At 61.7% G+C, this 23,810-nt stretch carries 18 protein-coding genes; 2 read left to right on the top strand and 16 right to left on the bottom strand.

From position 1 onward, the window contains the following. Nucleotides 1–21: 21 nt before the first annotated feature. The 14 genes from rsmH to PLL20_05055 all read right to left on the bottom strand — a co-directional run bounded on the left by rsmH (nt 22) and on the right by PLL20_05055 (nt 17,743). Nucleotides 22–963, bottom strand: a complete 942-nt coding sequence (gene rsmH / locus PLL20_05120; protein HPD29353.1) for a 16S rRNA (cytosine(1402)-N(4))-methyltransferase RsmH — start codon at nt 961–963, stop codon at nt 22–24. A 585-nt stretch (nt 964–1,548) separates the two neighbouring features. Then, nucleotides 1,549–2,052, bottom strand: coding sequence for a hypothetical protein (locus tag PLL20_05115; protein ID HPD29352.1), 504 nt, complete (start codon nt 2,050–2,052; stop codon nt 1,549–1,551). 810 nt (nt 2,053–2,862) lie between these two features. Further along, nucleotides 2,863–3,297 carry a hypothetical protein gene (locus PLL20_05110; protein ID HPD29351.1) on the bottom strand — a complete coding sequence of 145 codons (435 nt, stop codon included), beginning with the start codon at nt 3,295–3,297 and terminating at the stop codon, nt 2,863–2,865. 47 nt (nt 3,298–3,344) lie between these two features. Continuing rightward, nucleotides 3,345–4,313: a cation diffusion facilitator family transporter gene (locus PLL20_05105; GenBank protein ID HPD29350.1), complete on the bottom strand. Its 969-nt coding sequence runs from the start codon at nt 4,311–4,313 to the stop codon at nt 3,345–3,347. Between the two features lie 431 nt (nt 4,314–4,744). After that, nucleotides 4,745–6,289 carry an alkaline phosphatase gene (locus PLL20_05100; GenBank protein ID HPD29349.1) on the bottom strand — a complete coding sequence of 515 codons (1,545 nt, stop codon included), beginning with the start codon at nt 6,287–6,289 and terminating at the stop codon, nt 4,745–4,747. A 411-nt stretch (nt 6,290–6,700) separates the two neighbouring features. Beyond that, nucleotides 6,701–7,363, bottom strand: coding sequence for a class I SAM-dependent methyltransferase (locus PLL20_05095; protein ID HPD29348.1), 663 nt, complete (start codon nt 7,361–7,363; stop codon nt 6,701–6,703). Between the two features lie 113 nt (nt 7,364–7,476). Continuing rightward, the gene (hemG, locus tag PLL20_05090; protein HPD29347.1) at nt 7,477–8,988 is read right to left on the bottom strand and encodes a protoporphyrinogen oxidase; all 1,512 of its coding nucleotides are present in this window, start codon (nt 8,986–8,988) and stop codon (nt 7,477–7,479) included. A gap of 147 nt (nt 8,989–9,135) precedes the next feature. Then, nucleotides 9,136–10,611, bottom strand: coding sequence for a VanZ family protein (locus tag PLL20_05085; protein ID HPD29346.1), 1,476 nt, complete (start codon nt 10,609–10,611; stop codon nt 9,136–9,138). A gap of 263 nt (nt 10,612–10,874) precedes the next feature. Continuing rightward, nucleotides 10,875–12,467 (bottom strand): DoxX family membrane protein, encoded by a 1,593-nt coding sequence (locus PLL20_05080; protein HPD29345.1) that lies wholly within the window; start codon nt 12,465–12,467, stop codon nt 10,875–10,877. A gap of 294 nt (nt 12,468–12,761) precedes the next feature. Continuing rightward, a complete protein-coding gene (argS, locus tag PLL20_05075; GenBank protein ID HPD29344.1) occupies nt 12,762–14,660 on the bottom strand; it encodes an arginine--tRNA ligase in 1,899 nt (632 codons plus the stop codon). A gap of 464 nt (nt 14,661–15,124) precedes the next feature. Next, nucleotides 15,125–15,661, bottom strand: a complete 537-nt coding sequence (folK, locus tag PLL20_05070; protein ID HPD29343.1) for a 2-amino-4-hydroxy-6-hydroxymethyldihydropteridine diphosphokinase — start codon at nt 15,659–15,661, stop codon at nt 15,125–15,127. Continuing rightward, nucleotides 15,654–16,037 carry a dihydroneopterin aldolase gene (folB, locus tag PLL20_05065; GenBank protein HPD29342.1) on the bottom strand — a complete coding sequence of 128 codons (384 nt, stop codon included), beginning with the start codon at nt 16,035–16,037 and terminating at the stop codon, nt 15,654–15,656. The genes folK and folB overlap by 8 nt, the downstream gene beginning before the upstream one ends. Then, entirely contained in the window at nt 16,027–16,767 is a 741-nt protein-coding gene (locus tag PLL20_05060; protein ID HPD29341.1) for an SDR family oxidoreductase, read from the bottom strand. The genes folB and PLL20_05060 overlap by 11 nt, the downstream gene beginning before the upstream one ends. Nucleotides 16,768–16,870: 103 nt before the next feature. Continuing rightward, nucleotides 16,871–17,743 carry a B12-binding domain-containing protein gene (locus tag PLL20_05055; protein HPD29340.1) on the bottom strand — a complete coding sequence of 291 codons (873 nt, stop codon included), beginning with the start codon at nt 17,741–17,743 and terminating at the stop codon, nt 16,871–16,873. A 240-nt stretch (nt 17,744–17,983) separates the two neighbouring features. On the opposite strand from PLL20_05055, the gene folE reads away from it, so the two are divergent. Together folE and PLL20_05045 are read left to right on the top strand one after the other, a co-directional pair. After that, the gene (folE, locus tag PLL20_05050; GenBank protein HPD29339.1) at nt 17,984–18,622 is read left to right on the top strand and encodes a GTP cyclohydrolase I FolE; all 639 of its coding nucleotides are present in this window, start codon (nt 17,984–17,986) and stop codon (nt 18,620–18,622) included. Nucleotides 18,623–18,808: 186 nt separating this feature from the next. After that, nucleotides 18,809–19,840 (top strand): alpha/beta hydrolase, encoded by a 1,032-nt coding sequence (locus tag PLL20_05045; protein HPD29338.1) that lies wholly within the window; start codon nt 18,809–18,811, stop codon nt 19,838–19,840. A gap of 300 nt (nt 19,841–20,140) precedes the next feature. Here PLL20_05045 and PLL20_05040 read toward each other — a convergent pair whose 3' ends face one another. Together PLL20_05040 and PLL20_05035 are read right to left on the bottom strand one after the other, a co-directional pair. After that, nucleotides 20,141–22,480 carry a hypothetical protein gene (locus PLL20_05040; GenBank protein ID HPD29337.1) on the bottom strand — a complete coding sequence of 780 codons (2,340 nt, stop codon included), beginning with the start codon at nt 22,478–22,480 and terminating at the stop codon, nt 20,141–20,143. A gap of 213 nt (nt 22,481–22,693) precedes the next feature. Next, nucleotides 22,694–23,626 (bottom strand): prepilin-type N-terminal cleavage/methylation domain-containing protein, encoded by a 933-nt coding sequence (locus PLL20_05035; GenBank protein ID HPD29336.1) that lies wholly within the window; start codon nt 23,624–23,626, stop codon nt 22,694–22,696. Nucleotides 23,627–23,810: the final 184 nt, after the last annotated feature.

The following is a 23,810-nucleotide window of genomic DNA, read 5'->3' as shown; positions in this document are numbered from 1 at the left end:
GCCCGCGCCGGCGACGTTCAGTCAGGCCACGTTCTGCACATCTGCGGTACGCACGGCGACGCGAAGTTTCGCGCTGCGCGACCGGGGGTTGAAGTTTACCTCTTCGTCCGAAGGACGGATCGGCTTCTTCGTTCTTACTTCATACACGCCAAGTCGCTGCCGTGCAAGAAAGTCTCTCTTGACCAGCCGGTCTTCGCCGCTGTGAAAACTGATCACGGCGATTCTTCCGCCGGGCGACAGCCGCGTCGGCGCCAGCTTCAACAAGGTTGTGAGATTCTCGGTCTCCCGATTCACCGCCATCCGTAACGCCATGAAGGTTCGCGTTGCCGGGTGCAGCCTTCCGGGGCGCGAGTGCACCGACACGCCCAGCGCCGAGCAGACGATTCTCACAAGCTCGGCGGTGGTCCGAATCGGTCCGTCGCGACGCGCCTGACAGATTCGCCTTGCTATTCGTCGGCTACGACGTTCCTGGCTGTGACTATAGATTAGATCGGCCAATTCGCGCTCGCTCAACGAGTTAATCAGGTCGGCTGCGGTGATGGTCAGCCGATCATCCAGCCGCATGTCCAACGGTTCCGACTCCGCGAAGGTCAGGCCGCGCCCCCCGCCGAGCAGTTGATCAGTACTGACACCGAGGTCGACAACGATGACATCCACTCTATCGACGCCAAGCCGATCCAGCACATCACCCAGGTTTGCGAAGTTGTCGCGGATCAGATCGATATGGGGGCCGCCCCCGGCCAAACCCGCGCGTTCGAGCCTGGCCTTGGCCCTGCCCAAGTTGTAGGCGTCAACGTCCAGTGCGATCAGCCGGCCGGCCGGACCGATCGCCCGCGCCAGCAGGCAAGCATGGCCGCCATGGCCCACGGTGGCGTCCACAACGATCTCGCCGGGTCTGGGGGCCGTCCATGCCATCAGGGGCCCACATAACACGGGTTCATGCTCGATCTGATCGCGATTCACGACCAGCCCGCACCCCGACGCCGGATATGGGTTGATTCCTCCCAATCTTGCATCAAGAGGGCACGGTCACACCTCCCTGGCGACCCGTACCCGTACTCCCTGATCGCTGACGGTATTGGCCGCGTCTTCCGAGGGTTGCGCGAGCACAGGTTTCTCGCATCTCTGGGCCACCGCCGACCCGTCCGCGTCCTCGGGTCCGGTCTTGGATGGCCCCGCGAAAAACAATGCCCGCCCCCTGACGCTAGCCGCAACTGCCAGTGGAAACCGATCCGACAATCAGGGAGTGTGCTCAGCCCGGCGACTCCGTTCGCTTCCGCTGCTGAATCCCTCAGGCTCAAGCGCGACCCACATCTCACACGACGACTGATCGCGCCCCCACTAACCATCCAGCCGCTTGTTCCACTCGCTGCGACTCCCACAGAGACCTCGTTCAGGAAATCCCGACGTCCCCGTCTTTAATGATTATGGGCTGGTCGGGAAGAGGATCCGATCCGCGCCTGTCGAACCCCCTTCCCTGACCGTTCCCTCGCTCTCGCCAATGACCCGGCCTTCATTCGACCGGCCTACTTTCAAGGTTCGCAATCCTCAACGCGCACCGTTGAGCTTGCTTACCTCTGTTTTCAGTCTTGCCTGTCGCAGCAGATCGGGGTAGCGACTCCAGTTCTCTTCAATAAAGCGTCCAAACTGCTCCCGATTCCAGATCACCAAGTGATCCCGCTGACCGGCCAGCGTGACTTTCCTCCCAAGGCCCGTGTATTCCAGAGCCCTTTGGGGCAAGACCACCCGACCTTGCCTGTCGATGTCTAGCAGGGTGGCCATTGCGTAGAAGACCTGCTCGAAATCCTCCTTCTCATCGTTGGCCGTCAATGAAGCGTGGTAGGTCTCGGCATACTGCTCAAAGTAGCGATCAGCGTATAAGGCCAACGTTCCTCGGCGACTGCCAGGCACCAGATAGAAACGCGTTCCGTCCTTCTCGGGGTCCATTTGGGATCGAATACTGGCAGGGATCGACAGACGGTTTTTCGGATCAACCACAAGCTCGTAGGTCCCGGTGAAAATCATGAAACCCGCGATGTACTCGTCACCCACATCAATCCATTTCGATGCTCAATGATGGGAATACATAACACATGGACCCACTCGATTGCAAGTCCTTTTTGGAGAATAATCGCGCGTTTTTTTTCTTTTTTTCTTTCGGGATTTGTTCGCCCCACAGATGGGGCTCGGCGATCTTGGTCAGCAAATGAATCGTGCCTGCAGAAACCCCATGCGCAAAAAGTGCGCCGTGTTCAGGCTCAGCCGCATTGGTTCAAATGCCATGAACACAATGCCATGAACGCGCCCGCGACCGGAGATGGCGATCAGAGAGCGGTTGTGCGCGGCCTGGGGTGATCGAGACGTCGGGAGTAAACCCCTGAACGTGGTAGAAAGTGGGGGCGCGCGCGGGAACAATCTGCCACGCCCGCGAATGGGTGGAAACCCGGATGTCGTCTCACGGAGCGATTTGATCTTCGGCTGGATCGGCCGAGATCGCGACTTCTTCCGCGCCCAACACGTCGCGGAGTCGGTCGCATTGGACTCGGGCTTGAGCTGTCCAAGTCTGGCCTGCGGAGACTATTGAGCCATCAAACCGAAAGGCAGGTTCCCAGCGTCTGTACAAAAACCGAACTTGCTTGAGTGCCAAGGCGACGCATTACCGTCTTGGGGAGTTCTTTGCGCCCTGGCATTTGCATCAGCCCGTTGCAGCATCGAATGCCTCTAAGTTTTGTTCAAAACGGATGATGCGCCTACCACCGTCGACGGTTTAATCCACGGATCCGCCTACGAATCGATCGCCGAAACGGATGGCGGACTCCGCAAGTTGACCTGATTTCGCTCGGCGCAATGAGGCACGCATGGTCAGATTGGCGGCTCGGAAGGGGGCGGTCCTCCCTGCAACACCAACAGCCGCCGTTCCATCAGCAGTTCGTTGTTGGCAAAGAGCTGAAAGCGATAGGCGCCGGGCTGGGGAAACGTCACGTTGCTCAACTGGAAATTCAGCTCGGCCACCACCCGCGGGTCGGCAAAGTGAATCACGCCTTCGCCGGCGAACAACGGCGGATGGGTCTCGTTGTCCCCCACCAGGGCGAGCTTGATCCGCACATTGCCTCGACCGTCGGTCAGGACGACATGCACGGCCAACTGGGGATGTACCACCGGAAAGCGGCGAGCCGTAATGGTCGAGAAAGTGCCGAGCAACGTGCACTTCTTGGTCGCAGGATCCTGATAAATAGCATCACAGACAATCATGGCCAGCGCTACCGGCGCCGGCGCGCCAAGCTTTTCCTCAGGCATTGCCGCGTCCTCCACAGCCGACATGCTACGGTCCGGCGGGGAGTCTGTCACTCCCCATCCTGCAACGGACGAATCGTCCCGGGCAAGGGTTCTTTTTCGTCGTTTTCGTCGGTCGGCCTGGGCTCGGGGTGTACGGTCACATCGGCACCGGGAACGACTTCACCAATTCGTTTCTCGATTGCCTCGGTGAGGTCATGAGCACTGGCCAACGTCGTGCTGCCGTCCACATAGACGTGGATGTCGACAAAGAGACCGGGACCGGATGGTCGCACGCGAACGCGGTGACAGCCGCTGGCTCCGGGAACGCCGTCCACCGCCGTGCGTATCTGCTCCGACAGACCGGCCGGGGCCGTGTCGAGCAGGGCCTGCAGGGTACGTTTGCCGAGTCGAAGGCTGACCCAAATGACAATCAGCGACACCCCAAGGGCCGCAACCGAGTCCGCCCTTGAAAGCCAGGCGCCGTGCCGGGGATAAACGTCTCCAAGTCGAACTCCAATCAGGCCGAGGATCACCACCGAAGAGCTCCAGACATCCGTGCTGAAATGCAGGGCGTCGGCTTCAAGAGCCTGACTTCCGTATTTGCGAGCGGTCCTGTGCAGGACCCTGCTCCGCGACACGTCCACCAAGATGGAAACGGCCATGACGCCGAATGCCCAGATCGAGGCATCCACGTGCACGTGCTTGGCGATCAGTCGATGCACGGCTTCGTAGGCAATCCATCCGCAGGTCAGCAGCAACAGAATGGTCTCGAAGAGAGCAGATACGTTCTCGATCTTCCCGTGGCCGTAGAGATGCTCTTGATCGGCCGGCTTGTCGGAAGCCCGAACGGCGAACAGCGTCACCAGGGCGGTGACCAGATCGAGCGCCGAGTGAGCCGCCTCGGCCAGAATGCCCAGACTGCCGGTCATCAGGCCTACGACAACTTTAAGTAGGGTAAGCGCAATCGCAGCCAGGACAGAACTGCCGGCCGCCCATTGCTTCTCTCGCTGCGCGGTCGTGTTGTCCAGAGCAGGCACGCCTTAGCTCTCCTCAGCCTCGCGATACTCATTTCGCCAGACCGATCATCAGGCCTTCAAAAGTCAACGCGGCTTCGGCTTCCTCGTCGGACCGGACGCAACGATTGGGGCCGCTCTTATCGAGCGGCCCGCTCACCGATCAGTCTACTATCTCAGCGTCCGATGGTTCGGTCAAGCACGCTTTCCGGGCCGGCCTTGTCGAGGGCTTGTGGCTCTCTGGACGGCTCTTTCAGAACCTCCGAGCGCACAATGGGCCGGACCGCAACGCGGGCACACGACAATCGGGGTGCTCACCTGCGGTCGCGGTTGTAAAAGAACCTCTCAACACCATCGCAGCGTTTGTCCGGCGAGTTTCTTAAGATGCCAAACCGGCAGTCCGGCCGACAAAGGATTCGGAGCCGGTCGGGTGACAGAACGGTAAGCGGGCGCATTCAGTCTGCGCAATAGGGGTCCGGCTGGACGTCGGGTCCGCTCAGGCAGGCTCGGAAGACGACAATATCCGATGCGTCGACACGACCGTCTGAGGTGAGATCCGCGTTCCGGCACTCGGGCGGGAGGGAAGCGCCGACGGGCGTCAAACATCCCTGAAGATAGCCGAAGTCCTCCTGATCAACATCGTTGTCCCTGTTGAAATCGCCTGGTGCCGGCCGGACGGTCAGGGTGACCGTGAGTATCTGGGGTGCGTTGATTGCCTCATCACTTCGGATCTCCAGGTGGGCGACATAGTCACCGGGCAGCAGCAAACCGACATCGTAGACCAGCCAGATGGTGTCCGTCTCGGTCGAGCAGTCTCCGGATGCAGGATCGGCCCAGACCCAGCTCGCGTCGCTGGTTATCGTGTAGTTGTAGGTTCCCAGGCGGGCGTTGCTCAGCGTAAACGAATCGGTCTGGGGCGGCGGGTTGTGAGCCCAGGCGACGCTTCTCGAAATATCCTTCGGCGAGAGCAACATAACCGGTTCGGGACCCGCGATGATCTCAAAGAACGCGGTGTTGTTCAGCGTGCCGGTAACGTACTGGGCATTCACGCCCCAGGCCCACGCCCCAACCTGAGCGGCGGTATGACCTGTCGAGGACCAGGAAACGGTGGGGAGGTTGCCCTGACCATTGTTCTGCGTGACGGTCAGCCCGCCGGTTTCGTGGTCGGCGGTGACGAGAATCAGCGTATCAGTCCGGCCCGCGGCCCAGTTGAGAGCAATCTGGACGGTGTTGTGGAACTCAACGACCTCGTATACGACGCGTGCGATATGGTTCGCGTGCGCAGCATGGTCTATGTTTCCCCCTTCGACCATGAGCAAGAAGCCATTCGGCTCATTGTCGAGGATATCCAAGGCCGTGACGATCATCTGGGAAAGGTGCGGCAGGTTGCCGAGACCGTCGTACTCGTACGGCATGTACTCAGCGGTGCCAAACTGGCCCGAGAGGAAGCTGATGAGATTGGTGTCAACAGCCTGCATGCCGGCGCGATCCGTTACGACGGTGTAACCGGCCGCGGAGGCCGCCGAGGTCGTGATGCCGTTGCCACCTCCGCCGAGCAAGACGTTGGGCCGGGTCTGGTTAAGGTAATCACCGGCAATCTGTGCTCTGTTGTCCCGGTTGTACTCGTGGGCCCCGAAAGCGGCGGGTGTTGCACCGGTCATCGCATCCGAGGTAACCAAACCGGTGCGTGTTCCACGGGCCTTGTAGAGTTCGAGGAGCGTCTGCAGCTCTCTTCCATCACCCGGGTAGGCCATGGAAACCACGCCATTGTTGACCTTGTGGCCGGTGGCCATGGCGGTGCCGGCTGCGGCGGAGTCCGTAACTGAGTTGTCGGCCGAGTAGGTCGTAACCTGGGCCCGATAAGGCAGCGACTCGAAGCAAAGAGTTCCGGGCTGGCCATTGAGATACATGCCGCCGGCCTTCACATGCTCGAAACCCATCCCGTCACCGATCATGAAAATGACGTTCTTCGGGGAAGCCGCCCCGGCAGGGCTGATCATGCAAACAAGCACAAGACCGGTCAGGATTCGACTCAGAGCGTGTGCGAGGAGAGTAGGGCATGGCCGGAGCCGCCGACGGCGGCGGTGACCTTCCGCTCGGCCTGGGGCCGGCAGATACGGCAGGTCTCGGTCGCCGTGGCGATCTCGACGCTGCCCTACCGCCCGGCCGGCCCCGCTGCTTCTGACACGCGCTCTCAGGCTATGTCTGGACATGCGTCACCGCCCGGAATCTTTTTGGAGTCGCTGCCTCGTCGCGGTTCCTCCCCAGAGACCACGCCGACGACGGATAGGACGACGAGGCTCATTTTAGTCAGACAGCCGCCACAGAAAAAGCCTGAATCTCAAAGAATCTGTCGCCTGAGCGGGTCTGGCATCCGCCCAGCCGGACAGGCAACGTCGTCATTGCCGGTCTTACAGTTCCCCTGACTTAGGCGCCGGCTTGGTGAGCGCCAGGCAGCACAAGGCTCCGACAAACCGCACCTGTTCGGTCCTGAACGGCGTGGCCTCGGCCAGTGACGCCAGATCACCGACAGTGTGAAACGGCTCTTCAAGGGAGTGAAGTTGAAGAAGGCGCACGCGGAACCGACCATGGGCTTTTGTCAGTCCTTGGAGGATTTTTGGCGGCGTGTCTTTCACGAGATCATACATGAGCGCCCAACCGCCTGTTCGTAAGACCCGGTACACTTCGTTGAGTCCGGCCGTCGCATTCTTCCAGTGATGAAGCGCGCCGCTGCTGACGACGACATCAAATGATTGATCGGCGAACGGCAAACGCTGCGCCGGCGCGGCAAGAATCTGAATCACATTGGACAGTCCTGCACGGCGCACGTTCTCCTGCGCCTGGCGCGCCATTGCCGTGCTCACGTCGACTCCTATTAAGCGGCGGTCCGGACGGAGTTCGTGAAGACTCAACAGCAACCGGCCTGGGCCGGTACCGATGTCCAGTATGCTTCCTTGCCGGCAATGGGCGGCGATATCCTCGGCCAACAGACGATAGTGCTCCTGGAAGATGCGGCTGCGACTCAATGCGTCGTATAACACTGTCCCGGGCCAGGGAATGCCTTCCGGATGCATTCGCTTGAGAAGGTCGCTCCACATTACGCACATCCTTTTGCGGACTCGCTTGCGCCTCTGTCGGGAGTCAAAGACAGCGGGGTTTTCGGTCCGGTTGCCTCTGGGCGCGGCCGTCAGGACGCTGCCGACTTGCCGGGCCATGCGGCCGAATTCGAATCCGGCACACCCGCCACGTGCGTTACGACGGCCTCGGCGGCCGTTTCTCCCGAGTGGACGCAGTCGGGAATGCCCACGCCGCCGAAGGCACTTCCGCCGATAGCCAGGCCGGGCCACGACGCCAGCTTTCTGTGAATCGCTGCCACCGCGTGAAGATGTCCCACCGGGTACTGCGGCATCGACCTGGGCCAGCGGTACAGCTCGACGAACCGCGGAGGGGCTTCGATACCGAGAAGATCCCGGAGGTCTCGCAGGACGGCGTCGCGCAGTCTCGCATCGTCCATCTCATAGACTTCAGGCTGCATTGCCCCGCCAAGAAACGCCCGCATCAGCACCCAGCCATCGGGAGCACGGCCGGCGAACTTCACGCTGTTGAAGGTCACCGCGATCAAAGTTCTATTCTCCACGAAGGGCACGACGAACCCGAAACCATCAAGCGGGCCGGGCACGTCTTCACGTCGATACGCCAGCGACATGGTCGCCGACGAGGCATAATCAATTGAGGCGAGATCATCGGCCAGACTCGTATCGAGAGTCCGGACCAGTTCCGCCGAATGATAGGCCGCGCATGTAAGGATCACGCCATCGGCGATCTCGCCGGTGCCGTCGGCGAGTGAAACCTGCCACCGATTCCGGACCGGTGCGATGCGGGTCACGGGTGCGTTCGTCCGGATCGCATCGGCAGGCAGACGCGATCGCAGCACTTCGATCAGCCGCGACATACCGGAAGCCAGGGAAACGAACATGCTATATCGTGCACCGCTGTCGACGCTTTGGGCGGTGTTGCGTTGTTTGGACGCCCGGGCCATGGCCTTGGCCGCGCGCCGCATGCCGAGTATCAGACTTCGATGCTCGGCCTCCATTTCAAGAAAGCGGGGCATCGTGGCTCGCAGGCCGAGCATCTCGGGATCAGCGGTATAGATGCCCCCGACGAGCGGCTGGGCGACGCGTTCCAGGGCTTCGCGGCCGAAACGACGGCGGACGAATGAGGCCAGGCTTTCATCGCCGTCGTGGCCGTGGTCTTTTGCGGGTAAGATCAGATCTAGGCCCATGCGGAGCTTGCCCGGCCACGAGAACAGCCGGCTGGTCACAAAGGGCATGATCCGCGACGGTGCCAGGAGCAGAAAGCCTTCGGGGATCGGATGCAGGCGGCCCTTACGGACAACGAAGGTCCGTCGGAAGGCTGGATTGGTAGGGATGATCTCGTCGGTGAGTCCGAGCCGCTTGCACAGTGCCAGGGCCCAGGGTTTCTGGGTGATGAACGAGTCGGGGCCGGCCTCGACGAGGAAGCCGTCGTGCCGGTTGGTCACCAGCGAGCCGCCGAGCTGATCTCTGGCCTCCAGGACGCGGACGTCGATCGGCGTGCCCCTTGCGGCGGCCAGCTCAGCCACCCGGTAAGCGGCCGCCATGCCCGATACGCCCCCACCGACAACGATGATTCGTTTGTGATCCGATCGCGTATCCGCCATCACAGAACCCAGGCAACCACCATGGCTCTGGACCCCTGAGCGCGCAGGTGATCCCTCTGGTCATCATAGTGACGTCGGAGAAGAATGACAGGGGGCAAACGGCCGACCCCGCGCACCGTCGGCGCTGCCTGGAGGTTTCAGGGCAGGTCAGGATCGACGCGATTCCGGAGAAGGGAGAGCAGCAGTATCCGGCACAAGCGGAGTTGTCGGCGTGATGTCACCGGCCGAGTTCGAGCTGAGCACCCTCTGCCTGCCGAAGATGGCCCGGTCGAAGCGGACGGCAATGATGCCGCCGACGACCCCCAGGATCAGTTGGGCGGTGTCGATGTTGTAGCCTCGAAATGCGGTCACGCTTATGGAGGTAACCGCGATGATCCAGGTGGAGGTCACCACAAGGGCCATGCTGGGACGATGTCGGGTTGCCCGGCTCCACAGCACGATCAGCCCGGCCACCAGAATGTATTGCAGCAGGCCGCTGGTGTAGTCGCCGAGCAAACTGCTCCACGAGCGGTTGAAATTGCCGACTGCAGGCCACCAGGTCGTGTGCATCGGGGCCTGTGCCGGGGTGCTCAGTATGATGGAGCCGACGGCCCAGGCCAGCACCACGCCGCTGATCACCGCGACCAGGCCGCGAAGCAAGGTCATCGGCGACTGGTGAATATCCGGAGAAGTGCCCACGACGGTCCAGCCGACGACACAGCCCAGCAGGCAACAGAGCCACGCCGTGAACAGGTCGCGAGGATCGGCCACGTGCGAGATGGTGAACAACTGGATGGCTTCGACCACCACGGCCAGCGCCAGGGAACGGGTGAGGGCGTACCAGACGGAGCGCATCCTGGAGCGTCCGGCCTCCCTCGCCGAAAGTAGCAGCACAAAAGCCAGCAGGCCGTAGGCACCGGCCGATATCACCTTGTCCATGACCGCCATCGGGCTGAGCGATGCATCACCCGGCAGCCACAGCCATTGCTGCGGCAACGCCCGCAGATGTGCAATACCCTTGGCCAGATGCGTCGGCGTGGGCTTTACGTCCATCGGGGCCAGGGCGTAAGTACACACGCAAATCATGACCGTCATCGCGGCCATAGCCATCGGGTGTACTCGCAGCTCGCGATAGAGCCACGCGTGGGCGTTACGCAGGATGCGCTGAAGGGATGGGGCGAAGGCAATGCCGATCGCCGTTCCGGTGAAATTGCAGATGGTATCGATCCAGCTTGGAACCCGGGCCACCACGACGGTCTGGGCCACCTCGGTCAGGTAGCTGATCGCGCCGGCGATGATCAGACTCACGCCCCACTCGATCACGCGGGGCGAACCGCGGCGGCGCAGCATCAGCCGCAGGAAGGCGCCGATCGGAATGTAGATGAGCACGTTGGCGACCGCATCACCCGGCATCGACATGGTCCACTGCAGGTTCCATGAGATCGCTTTGGAGTGGTCGATCTGGAAGGGCATCAGCGTGCCGTAGAGGATGGCCGCAATTCCCAGCACAGCAATCAGGCAGGTTGTTCGGCGGCGAAGTATGGGCGGCTTGCCGGAAGGCAGGTTCAGACCGAGACCCGGGCCGGCGCGGTCGTCGCCGCGACGAGCATCGTCGAACAGCACTCTGAGGAAGCTGCCCAGCATGGAAGCCCTTTCCCGTCACCTGGGGCGGGTACGTAATCCCGGATACAAACGTAGAATTCAGCGGGGCGGGAAGCAAGCGGAGCAACGGAAAGAGAGGCGCCGTCCCATAATAGCGGGATTGAGCACTCACGGCAGGTTTCCGCCCTGCCTGGTCCATGGTACTTCGCAGGGCTTCGACCGTGGCATAGCTTGGGGAGTAACACCTTTTCCTGCCCACAATCTGCGGCGGGGGCTTTCGTCGACATGGCCTTGTTCCGGGGCGCTCATGCCCGCCATGGCCGGGTGCGTCTGCTCATATCGGCCAGGACATCGAGGGAGATGTTCACATCGTCGACGATCTGGAAGTCAAACATGCCCACGCAGATGAAATCGGCACCGTTTTCGAACGCGAACCTGAAGCCGTCCTCAGGCGGGATGGCGCCGCCGGCCAGTACCTTGAACGCGACAAACGGCTTGTCGACGCCGGCCATGAACTCGGCCGTCTGCTCTGGGAACAGGTCGAAGATGTTGTCGTGGAACATATCGTGATCGAGATGCCGCTCGCGATCGACCGAGAACTCCTGCCGCCGTTCGCGCGGGATGGCCGACCAGTAGCGGTCGTGGTGGAACGTCTTGACGTAGTAGTCTGATTCGATGCCCGCCTCCTCGCACGCGATGGGCACGCGTATGGAGTGGGCACCGATGCCGACGAGATAGCCCTGTCGCCGGCCGTATGCAACCGCGTCGGCGAGTTCCTCGAGCCGCTTTTCCTCCACGCACTTATCTCCCACCGCCCCCTGGATGTACATGGTGGTGGCGCCGGCATCGATGGCCATGTCGATTTCGGTCTTCATGTCGCCTTGCACGGTCCGGATCTGGCACATGGTCTGCATGGCGCCGCCGGTTTGGCGGCGGTACTTGTCGATGAGAGCCAGTTGCGGATTGACGCAGTTGATCATGTTGATGCCCGCCTTCTCTGCCAGGGCGAGGGTGTGCATGATCCTCCACTCGGTGTTGTAGGCTTTGAACAGCGAGGACACGTAGATCAGATCGCGTGAGTGGGCCCACCCGCCGATCAGGTTGCTGCCGAGCATCAACCGGCTGATCTTCAAGCTGCCGATTTGCCCCATCGGCGGCTTGCCCTTGAGCTTGCTCAGGTCGGCGGTGGGGACCTTGATGGTCGCGCCGGTGATTGCCTGTACCACGGCGCGGTCCCGGCGGCGTCTTTGATAGAGCCCCGCGCAGAACAAGCCTACCAGCGGAAGCGAAGCCAAGCTCCCGAGGATTTCCCTTCGATGCAAAGAAGACCTGGACTGCGACTCGACGGTTTCATCGCCGGAAGGCCCCATGCCGCCGGAGCCGACCCTTCCTGGGTGTCGAGGCCGAATGAACCCGGCCACCAGCCGATCGAGTCGAAACATTGAACCGGACGGCATCGCGGCCAGCGTCAGGAGCGCGATGGCCTCGATCAAGACCTTGCTGACGCCAAAATAGTCGGACTCGGCGCCAAACACGCCCGGCCCGTACAGCGGCGAGATGGCCGCATAGTACAACAGCAGCAACACCGCTCCGCCCAGACTCGCCAGCCGTGGCATTACGCCGAGCAGCAGCGCCAGGCCGATGAGGATAAGGCCCCAGATGTTCAGGGCGTCGATCACGCGCAGTCGACCCGGGTCGGCAGCCATCCAGCGGAAGAGGGGAGCGAGGATCCAATTCGAGTGCGACAAGTAACCCTCGGCCGACCAGCCGGGGGCCATGAGTTTGCCGGCTCCTTCGTACAGCAGATGCCATCCCACGGCCAAGCGGAGAAGGATGAGCATGGACATTTGCAGTGAGGACAACCGGGCCGGGCTTTGGGCCTTTAAGTGTTCGCTCATGATTCAGACACTCCTCGCACGGGGATGAATGAACGGCGACCAGCATACCATAGAGTAAGGCCGTGTAGCGAGCGGCGTCCGGCACGCGCGGCGGGTCTGAGTCCTGCTCCGACCGTGCCGTGCCTTTGGGCCACCTCCGTTCTCATTCGCGGGCAGCACCCATGGCAGGTCTCGCCGCGTTTGGCGGCTTCGACCGTGCCGTGCCTTGTGGTGGCAATCGTTACACCCGCTCCGGCGCGCAGACGCCGGACAACCTGGTGCAGCGACGGGGGCGTCGGCCCCACTTGGGAGCCGTCACATTCGTTCGACGACGCGGATGCCGAGCAGGTCGAGGCCGATGCGGAGGGCCCGGGCGGTGAGGTCGCAGAGCCTCAGGCGCGAGGCGCGAAGGGCGTCGGAGCCGGCCTTGAGGACCGGGCAGGCCTCGTAGAAGCTCATGAAGGCTCCTGCCAGATTATACAGGTATTCGGTGATGATGTTGAGCCGCAGGCCGACGGCGGCGCCTTCGAGGGTTTCCGGCAGGCGGAGCACCTGGCGGGCAAGGACCCGCTCGGCCGGTTCGACAAGCTGAACACGGCCGGCCGCTAGATCACGGCTCTCTTCGGCGCCCTTGCGATAGATCGAGCGGATGCGGGCGTAGGCGTACATCATGTACGGGGCGGTGTTGCCCTCCATGGCCAGCATTTTGTCCCAACTGAACACGTAATCGCTCTGGCGGTTCTGCGAGAGGTCGGCGTACTTGACCGCCCCGATGCCGACGGCCTCGGCGATGTCGCGGATTTCGTCCTGGGTGAAGCCGCGGCGTTTGGCAGGGTCGGCTTCGTTGGAGCGGATCAGTTTCTCGGCCCGGTTGACGGCCTCGTCAAGCAGATCGGCGAGTCTGACGTTCTCGCCGCTGCGGGTTTTGAGCGGCTTGCGGTCGTCACCGAGGATCGATCCGAAGGTCACGTGGTCGAGTTGCACGGGCGTCGTGCGGCCGCCGTGGAGCGTCCAAGCGGCGGCCCGGGCGGTGGCGAAGACCATCTCGAAGTGCTGGGCCTGACGGGCGTCGGTGACGTAGACGATGCGGTCGGCGCCCAGTTCGCGAATGCGGAATTGCACGGCTGCCAGGTCCGTAGTGGCGTAGAGGTAGGCGCCGTCGGACTTGCGAATGATCATCGGCACGGGCTTGCCGTCGGGGTTTTTGAACATCGGCTCGCCGGACGGGGTTTCGTGAAAGACGCAGAGGGCGCCGTCGGAGACTTCAACGCGAATACGTGGAAGATCGGACCGCGGGGATGAACCCCGCGGCTCGTCAAGAGGCCGGGATGGAGCACCTTGGCCGAAGTCGCGTTCGAGTTCGGCGACGACGCCGGCAAGTCTGTCGGCGTAGAAGCTTTCGCCGCGTTCGTCTTCCTGACGCAGGCTGACACCCAGCCGCCGGTAGATGGGCATGTAGTGGTTGCGCGACTCGTTCACGATGTACCGCCAGGCCTTCAGGGTACTCTGGTCGCGGTTGTGCAGAGCAACGACCTCGGCCCGAGCCCGCTCGTGAAAAGCGGCATCTTCCTGATCAAGGGCGTTGGCCTGTTTATAGAAGCTCTCCAGGTCAGCGAGGTGAACGTCCGCCGGGTTGCTCAGGGCGTCCGGCATCTTCTCTTTGAGATAGGCGCAGAGCATGCCGAATTGCGTCCCCCAATCGCCGATGTGGTTCTGGCGGATGACCTTGTGACCTTCGAACTCGAGGATACGGGCGATGGAGTCGCCGATGATGGTGCTGCGGAGGTGGCCGACGTGCATTTGCTTGGCGATGTTCGGGCTGGAGTAGTCGACGACGACAGTTTGTGGGTTCTCGGCCGTGTCGATGCCGAGGCGGTCGCGGTCGCCGGCGGCGGGGACGGCATTGAGAACGTCGGCCATCCACTCAGGCCGCAGGTGAATGTTGATAAAGCCCGGCCCGGCGATCTCGAAGGGCTCGCACATGGCGGTAGCCTGCGGTTCAGCGGCCAAGGCGTCCACGATTCTCTGGGCCACCTCGCGGGGCTTGGACCCGAGCCGCTTGGCCAGACCCATGGCCACGTTGCTCTGGTAGTCTCCGAACCTTTCATCGGCGGCGGGGCGAATCATCGGATCGGCCCTGCGGCCGGGGTCGCCGAAGGCCCGTTCGATGGCCTTGGAGAACAGCGAATTCAGTTGTCCGGCGATCGACCTCATGACGTTCTCCATGCTGTTGCGGCGTCGCAAAGGGCGGGATTCTAGCACAACCGGGCATCGAATCGAACCTGGTCAGGCCCCAGGCAGGCGCCCTCCGCAACGGGCTGTTTTTCACATAAAGTCTTTTATAGTAAAGACTTAGGTGGAAACGGCGTTGGGTTCGTTTGGCGCGGCGAGCTTTTTGGTGCTGCCGGACAAACGCCCTTTCGGCCAGGCGACAGCCGTCTGTTCGTGGGCAGAGTATCTCCCTGCCGCTTGCCTCACGAGGATAACACACGGGGTGCTCCGGAAGGAAAGCGAATAGGCGATTTTGGGGTGTCTGGGCCGGGCAAAACGGGATCGCGCCGCCAAGCCGTTGGCCATAGACAGGCACCGGCGAGCGAGGTTACCAGACAATCGTTGTTTCGGGTTGAGGTAGCCGCAGGGCTGGGGGCCAGTTCGAAGGCTGAGTGCGTCGGGTACCGTTATGCGTGCCGGGTTCTGATCGCTTGCCGGAGGCGCTTGGTCACCGCCTCGGCGGGTTCAAGATGCATGGCTGTCTGCCGGTCGGCCAACGCTGCGATGGGTTCGCCCGTGTCCGGCATGGTCAGGTCGGGGGCCAGCTCCAGGAGCGGCACCGCTATGAAAGGGCGCCGACGAATATCGGGGTCGGGGATCAACAGGTCGGGCTCGTTCAGCATGAGTCGGCCGTAAAGAACGATGTCAAGATCGATTGGCCTTGGGGCGTACTTGTCCTTGGTGCGGGCACGGCCCAGTTTTGACTCGATGCCACGGAGGACGTCGAACTTCAGCGATCGGGGTAAGAGGCTTGTCCGGATGCGCCAGACGCCGTTGAGAAAACGGGGCTGATCGGTCCGGTCCAGGGGGGACGTCCAGTAGAACGTGGATGAGGCCAAGACGCGAACCTGCTGCTGGAGCAGCTCGAGGGCGTCGGTCACGTTTTGCTGCGGCCTGATGTTCGAGCCTACGGCGATGAAGGCATCCACGGGTTGGTCAGACACGGCTTTCTCGATCGCGGGTAATCTCCACGGCCACGCTGCGGGCGAAACGCAGCGCCGCCGGCTTGTCGACGCAGACCGTGACGCGCACCACGCGCGGCTCCGCCAAGCAGGTCTGGGCGACGCCCTCGGCCAGGTGCTCGATCAGTCGGCAGGATGACTGCTCGACCAAGGCGATGATCTTCTTCTTAAGCACCTTGTAATCGATGGTATCCGCGACATCGTCGGTTCGGCACGGCTTGTGCAGATCAGCATAAAGCGTGATGTTGATGATGACGTCCTGCTTTTCCCGCCGTTCTTCCTCGTAGATGCCGATGACGCAGCGCAGGGCCAGGTCGCGGATGTGGATGTGATCGAGACGGTCACCATCAGAGGCCATACACGCTTCCCTTCATGTGAAAACCGCCGTCGACAAAGATCACCTGGCCGGTGATGAAATCGCTTCGCAGCAGAAAGAGGACGGCTGCGGTGATTTCCTCGACGCTGCCCATTCGCCGGAGGGGAACGCCGGCGGCCATCTTCTGGAGATAGGACTCGTCTTCGCCCGGGGGCGGGAGAATGAGTCCGGGAGCCACGGCGTTGACCCGGATCGACGGAGCGAACTCCAGGGCCATCATTCGAGTGAGCGTCAGCAGCATCCGTTTGCTCAGGTGATAGGCGGCATGGACGCGGTCGTAATGGACGACTCGGGTGTCGAGGAGATTGATGATCGCGCCGGGGCGTCCCTGGGCGGCGAGCGACCGAGAAAGGAGAAAGGGCGCCATCGCGTTGACTTGGACGTTTTCCGCGACGTCCGGCACCGTCATATCGAGCAGGGTGTTCCGCGGGAAGATCGATGCGTTGTTGACGAGGATGTCGATCGATCCGGCCTGTTTCCCGGCCCGGTCGAACAGCTTTTCGCAGACCGCCGTGTCGCCCAGGTCGGCGTGAATGGTCCAAGCGTTGACACCGAGGCGTCGGGCAGCGTCGGCGCACTGTTCGGCGGCCTGGGTGGAAGTCTGATAGTGCACGACCACGGATACTCCCTGGGATGCGAGGGCGAGCGCCGTCGCCCGCCCGAGCCGCTTACCGCCGCCGGTAATCAGTGCCGTCTTGCCGGAGAGATCCATGGCTGAACGTGCCTCCAGAAAACCTGCGATACACCTTATGGTGTCAGGCAGGCTTTGGCAAACGGAACGATGGTCAGCCGGGCCAGGTTAACCAAGTATTGCATCAACCGCCTCCTCTCGGTCGCAAGGCCATGGCAAGACCCCACAAGTGAGCGAGGGTGTCGCAGAACGCCGAGTAGCCGATCTGGCATCTGATCTCGGGGACCAGTGCTCGACCGCCGATGACAAAAGCACTTCCGCAGCTCAGGGCCGTCTCATACAACAAGCGACACTCTTGAATGAAAACGGGGATCTCTCGGATAACGGACGCACTCAGCCAGAACAAGCTCGGCCGCACATCCTCGATGGCCGCCGCCAAGGTAGCCGCCGGATGACCACAGCCATAGGACCTCGCCGCCCAACCCGCTTCCAGCAAGGTTACCTCGACCATGCTCGTCGCGAGCCCGTAAGGATCGCCCTGCAATGTGGCGCCGATCGCGGTCATTGCCGCCTCGGGAGGCGGGGGAAGAATCAGCCGCAGTTCGTGAAGCAGTCGCGACACGATCTCGACGCCACGGCGTTCCTGGTAGATCTCGATCTCGCCATGCTGCCACCGGTCGCCGATTTCGTGGAAGGAAGGGGCGATGATGGAATCGCAGATCTCATGAGCCTTGCGCCCGTTGACGAACATGCTCATCACGATTCGTCGAGCCTGATCCTCATCGCCAGACTCGAGGGCATCTCTGAACAGGGTCTTGAGGCTCTCGATGGCGGCGGCGGTTTGCCGGGTGATCGGCGGGAGGCCGAGGATTTCGGGCCGAGCCACGTGCTGACCCGTCTGCCGGATGAAATGGATGACGCCGTTGATCGGCAATCGCCGGTGGCCGCCTGCGGTCCGGATCGCGGGTATCAATCCTTTATCGCACCAGCGTTTCAAAGACGCTTCGCTTACGCCCAGTGCCAGCGCGACCTGCTTTGGACTGACCAGCTCTTTCATGGCATCACCCCTGATGAACGTTTTGAACGATTCTAGGCCATTTTCGAGATTTGGGTAGTTACTCGGCTACCACGAACTGACTGAGTTGATCGGCGATTGCGATCTAAGTTATTTTATGAAAATGGTTTAATAAGCGCACAACCCAAATGAACGATTTGAACGATTTTCTGCTGGTCATCCGTGATTTGGTAGCCTATTCTCTGGCGTTGGCCGCAAGGTAGCGGCCTGGGAGGATGTCAGATGATCGCTCAGAAGAACGTGGTTGAATCGCTGGTCAGGTTTCCGAGCCTCTCTGCAAGGCACGGTTCTACTCAGCGGCACTCGGACCGGAAGGTGGAGAAAGCAGTGCGTCAACTGCTAGAGGCTCTTGGTGAAGATCCGGATCGCGAAGGTCTGGCCGATACGCCCCGGCGGGTGGCGCGGATGTACGGGGAGTTGTTCGCGGGTTTGCGAACGGATCCGGCCGTGCACCTGCAGCGTGTGTTCAACGAGAATTACGACGAGATTGTGCTACTGCGCAACATCAACTTTTTCAGCCTCTGCGAGCACCATCTTCTGCCCTTTCATGGTGTGGCCCATGTGGCGTATCTGCCGAACGGCAAGGTGGTCGGCCTTTCGAAGCTGGCAAGGACGGTTGACGCGTTCGCCCGTCGGCCACAGGTACAGGAACGTATGACGGCGCAGATCGCCGACGCGCTGATGGAGCATCTTGCCCCCAAGGGGGCGGTGGTGGTTGTTGAGGCCGAACACTTATGCATGAAAATGCGGGGGGTTCAGAAACCGAACGGGACAATGGTCACCTCGGCGGTGCGGGGGACGTTCCGGGACCATGCGGCCGCCCGTGCCGAGGTGATGGGGTTAATCAACGGGGGTCCTTGAGTTTCGTTTGCTTGCTCAACGTTACGTTTGAGGAGTCAGGGGGGAATATGACGGCCTGCAACGGCGGGCGATTCTGTGAAGTATCTCCATTGGGGCCCGAGTCAGCCGCCAATAGGAGCAACGCGCTGCGCCATTGTCTCATCATGAGACTTGACGTCCGCGATCGAAGCAACTACAGATGGCGGCATGTTTCAACGGTCAGGACCAGCTCTGGTTCTGCTGGCTGCGCTGGTCGCGTCGTCAGCAGGTTGTGCTTTGCCGATGGTTCTTCCGGTGGCCGTGCCCCGCGGCGAAATCGAAACCAAGACGGGCATCACCTTCGCCGAAGCGGGCGGCGAGACATTGAAGCTTGATGTGGCGCGGCCGACAACCGGTAAAGGTCCGTGGCCGGCGGTGGTATGTATCCACGGCGGAGGATGGGTTTCCGGCTGCCGCATGAGCATGCGGCCGTGGATCGAGTATCTCGCGGTCTACGGCTACGTCGCCGTCGCTCCCACATACCGTCTGGCACCGAGACACCCTTTCCCGGCGGCCGTGGCCGACGTTCGCAACTGTGTCCGATGGCTGCGGCGGCATGCAAAGGAGTACAACATCGACCCCGACCATATCGGGGCCATGGGTCTGAGCGCCGGCGGGCACTTGTCGTTGATGCTCGGTCTGGCGTCCGACGACGACCGGTTCGGCCCGGAGGACGAGGCCGAAACCGGCGAATCGGCACGGGTGCAGGCGGTCGTCAACTACTTCGGACCGGGAAACCTGGTACCAAGAAGCTGGTCTGAGTTTGCCGTCCGGCAATACCTCGTACCGTTTCTTGGGCCTGATGCGAAACAGCGGGAAGAGAAAGCTCGGCGAGCCTCTCCTTTGAGTTACATCAGCAACGATGATCCTCCTGTACTCACATTTCACGGGGATGCTGATTCATTAGTTCCGCCGCCCCAGGCTTACGAGCTTCACAGTCGGCTGAGTCAAGCCGGGCTGAGCAACGAGCTGCAGATCTTGCACCGCCAGGATCACGGCTGGGGCGAACCTCATCTGAGCCGCACCCGCCTGGACATGATTCGCTTCTTCGATCGTCACCTGAAAGGGCCTAAGGCGGGCCGCCTTTTGCGGGCCGCAACCCAAGCGCACTGCGATCCAGAAACATGCGCGCAAGCCGCACCGATATCCGGCCGCAAGGTTCTCATCACCTGTCCGGCCACGGCGACCGCTCCTGAATAGGAGACAGCCCAGGATCATTCTCCATTTTTCGTGCTGTTCTCGCGGACGACGAGAAGGTTGCGTTGTCGATTCTGGGACCCAACCCTTCGGGAATGGGTACCTGCGCCTCGCGTTGTCGATTTGGCCGCCCAGCCGTTCGGGCCAGGCGACTCGGCCCATTGGAGTGGGGCACCGGCCACCGGCGCGAGCAACAAAAACGGGCAAGGCCCATCCTCCGCTGAGGGACGGGCCTTGCCGACTCACATCGACGTCCGGACGCCCCGTGCGCCGGACGCAGGGTCATGGCACACCTGCCGGCCATTACGGCGGCGACAGCGCGTTGTCGCAATTGACGTTGGCGAGGACACCCGGGCCGGAGGCACACGCCTCAAAGGCGGCGACGTCCTCGGCGTCAATGTCCGAATCGCCGTCCGAATTCACGCAGCGGCAGGCCTCGGCATTGAAGATTTCATCCGGGTCATCAGCGCCCGTGTAACACGCCTGCAGGACGGCGAAGTCGGCCTGGTCGACATCTCCATCGTCGTCCGCATCGAAACGAACCGGGTTACAGGGCAGGATGAATGACAATTTCACGTTGTCCCACGCCGCAACCTCGGGAGCATAACCCTCCAAGGAGTCTTTGCCCGCATACTTCTGACGAGTCAGAAGTCGGACATCGATGTTGCCGGTTGTGGTTGTGAACGGCCGCTCAATGACCTTTCGCCACCATATGCCGTTCCACGGCTGCTCGGGTTCCGGGGTCCCATCGCTATCATTGTCCCCAGGCCAGCGGGCAACCTGGAATTGAGCGTTGTAAAAGATGTCAGGGTTATTCTGGTCGTACAAGTCGTCGGTAAAGACGTAGACCTTGTTGCCGAGCCACCAGGGATCCTGCCAGTCATGCGAATCGTTGGGCCGAACCATCTGTGTCCAGCCGGCAAGGCCGCTCTCGAAATCGTCGGAATACGTCCAAACGACGGCGTTACCCTGGTTCGGGTCGGTTACAGTGATGCTCAAGTTATCCCAAGCGACGGTCTGGGCTCCGCCTTCCTTGTCGTCGGCCAGGAGGCGAATCTCCAGATTTCCCGAGGCGGTGGCAAAGGCGGTGGCCCCGGTCCTGGAGATGACGACGTGGGCCCACTGCCCGTTCACGACCGTCTGGCCGGGAGCCTTGTTCCAATAGCTGACGCGGAAGCTGCCGCCGCTGTTCGCCGGCATGCTTCCGTCCGGATTCCAGGTCGGGTTGTTGTAGGCCGTATCGGTCAGCAAATAGAGGCGGTTGCCATGGGCGTAATCCCCGGTCTTGATGGAGTAGACGTAGAGGTCCATTTCCCAGGTCACGTCGTAGGTGCCCGCGGGAAGTGCTGACGGGAATTGCTTCTGAATCCAGGCGTACCGGATACCGTCCCTAATGAGGTTCGAGGCGTAGCCGACGGACACCGAGCCCGGGTAACCGGTATTCGGGCCGTAGATACCGGCGCCGTCGGGCGCAGGAAAGACCGTCGGGCTGTCATTGTCCACCCCATCGTTCTGCAGCCTGCGATAGACATACCAATCGAATTCGAGTCGCATGGTCCCGGAAGTGCCGGGGGGCAGGGCGTTGGGGAACAACCGCTTCATCCAAGCGTGCCCGGTCTTGTCTTTGAAATACTCGGCGGACGAATATCCTGCCGACTGTGATCCCGGATTATCGATGTTCTTGTAGAGCAGCGGATCGTTCGCGGCAAAGAGCTTGGGTTCATCGTTATTGGAGACCGGCTCGCGACAACTGATCACCTGGGTCCAGTCGGCGAGCGGATCGGGGCCATCGAAGTTGTCGTGGAACTCGAACACCACCTGCTCGCTTGCGTCCCTGATCACAAGGTCAACGTCGTCCCAGGCGACGGTCTCGAGGCCGCTGCACTTTTCGTGCTTGAGGAGACGCAGTTCGAGGTTTCCAGTGGTGGTGGTCACCGTGGCCTCCCAGGTCACGCGGCGCCACTTGCCGTTGTAGATCCAGGCGGTGGGCGTGGCCCCGGCATTCTGGCAGTCGGTGGTGACGGTGCAAGGCTGCTCGCCGCTTCCGCTGGCCGGGCCGACGCATCGGAGCTCGCCGCCCACGTCCTGACAGGTGGCGTAGTTCTCATAGCCGGGCCAGTAGTCGACTTTGAACCCGGGCGCCTCGAGGTTCTCGTGATTGTCGAAGTTGAAGCAGGGGTAGTCGAAGTCTTCGTCCGTCAGCAGATAGACTCGATTGCCCACTTCCCAGCGACCGCCGCAGAGGGTTGCGGGGTCCGCGTACACATAGAAGTCATACTCCAATGTCACGCTGTACGTTCCCGGGGCTAAGGCTCCCGGCCACTGCTTCTGGATCCAGTGGTCCGAGGTTCCGTCCCATGTCTTGCTGGACTGACCCACGCACTGGCTGTTGCCCCAGACGCCCCAGTCGTCTGACATGGGGCCGAACATGTTCTGGTCCCTTGGATCGCTCGAAATAACCGCGCCGCTTCCGTCGAACACGTTCATTCGATCGGGGTAATCGTCGACATACGGGGTCCTTCCCGTCGTCCACGCATCCAGTCCGCTCTCGAAGTCCTCCGAGAGCACCTCGATCACTTCACCCGCTTGCGCGACCGCAGGGATCGCCAGCAGAGCCATTAACACAGGAAGCATTCTTCTCATTGGTCCAACCTCCTCTACCAAAATGTTGACAATCTGTCCGGCTCGGAGCCTGTCCCCGACGCGAAGACCGAGCCTCCCAAGCCTGTTTCTGTTCGGAACGTCCTTTACGCGATAGCAGCGCCTCATACGCAGGCAATGCGGTTTTTCGCACCGTTTTGTCCGGCTGTTATCCTCCTTCCCGCACTGTCACGAACTGCGCGAGGTCCGAAGGCCTCACTGCAAATCCGGGTCGAGCGCGGCGATCGTCGCCGCATTCTTCACGCCCAAGAGCCTGAGCCAATAGGCGTACTGTGCTATATGATCCGGCTGGCCCGTAGGCAGCGAGCGTTGGGCCAGCGGCACCCCCGCGGCGTGCCCGTCCATGAACACCGCGTTGGTGAACCGACCCAGATGCATGTTTCTGGCTGCCCGCCGCGGGCCCGGCGCGTCGGAAGTGTTGATGTTATTCTTGCCCTGCGGCACATGAAGTCCCCGCCATACATCCATCACACCCATCCACCACTCGGTGGCCTGGTTGGTACGATAATTCTGATGAGCCTGGGCGAGTGAGATCGCGCCCACGGACGCCGTGTTGCGATCCTCCCGCTCGGCATCCAACAGATACACGACCTCGCCCGGGCTGCGGTAGGTATTAGTCCGGCAGCGAGGTGCCGTTGATGCCTGGAAATGATATACTTGGTACCACTCTCCGGTTGGGTTGGGTGTGCCGGTTTCGCCTCCTGCTCGGGGGCCGTCGGGGTCCATGGAGCTGACGACGTAATCCAGGAACGGGTAATCCATCGACAACATCCGCTCCGGGCAATGCAGCAACTCGATTTCCGCGACCCTGAGCTGATTGACGGTAAAGCCTGCGGGAATTCGCTTGATAGCTCCGATTGACCTGGCCGCGACCACGGCCCAGTTGGTCGGATCGAAATCATTGCATGCCCGCGGGACGATGTCGGCGTTCTGGACGGCATACTGCTGCACGGCCATACCGATCTGTCTGAGGTTGTTCAGGCAGGCAACGCTGCGGGCCTGTGCTCTCGCCCGGCTCAGGGACGGTAACAGTATTGCCACCAACAAAGCAATGATCGCGACGACGACGAGGACTTCGATCAGGGTGAAGCCACAAACTGGCGGCGTTTTTTTGCATGTCCGTTGCATTGCGCACTTCCTCCACCACGATGGGCGACGGTCGCTCTTACAGGTGCATTGCGCCTACTCCGACAGGCTCTCACACATATCTCAATGTATCACAGCCCTAGTGATGAATCAAGGCCGACATAGAAAAAATCGCATGAGTTGTCAGAGTCCCGCTCATGCGGACATGGGTGAACAGCAGAGGTTG

The organism is Phycisphaerae bacterium (assembly GCA_035384605.1).
GTDB lineage: Bacteria > Planctomycetota > Phycisphaerae > UBA1845 > PWPN01 > JAUCQB01.
This window is presented reverse-complemented; position numbering and strand designations above follow the sequence as displayed.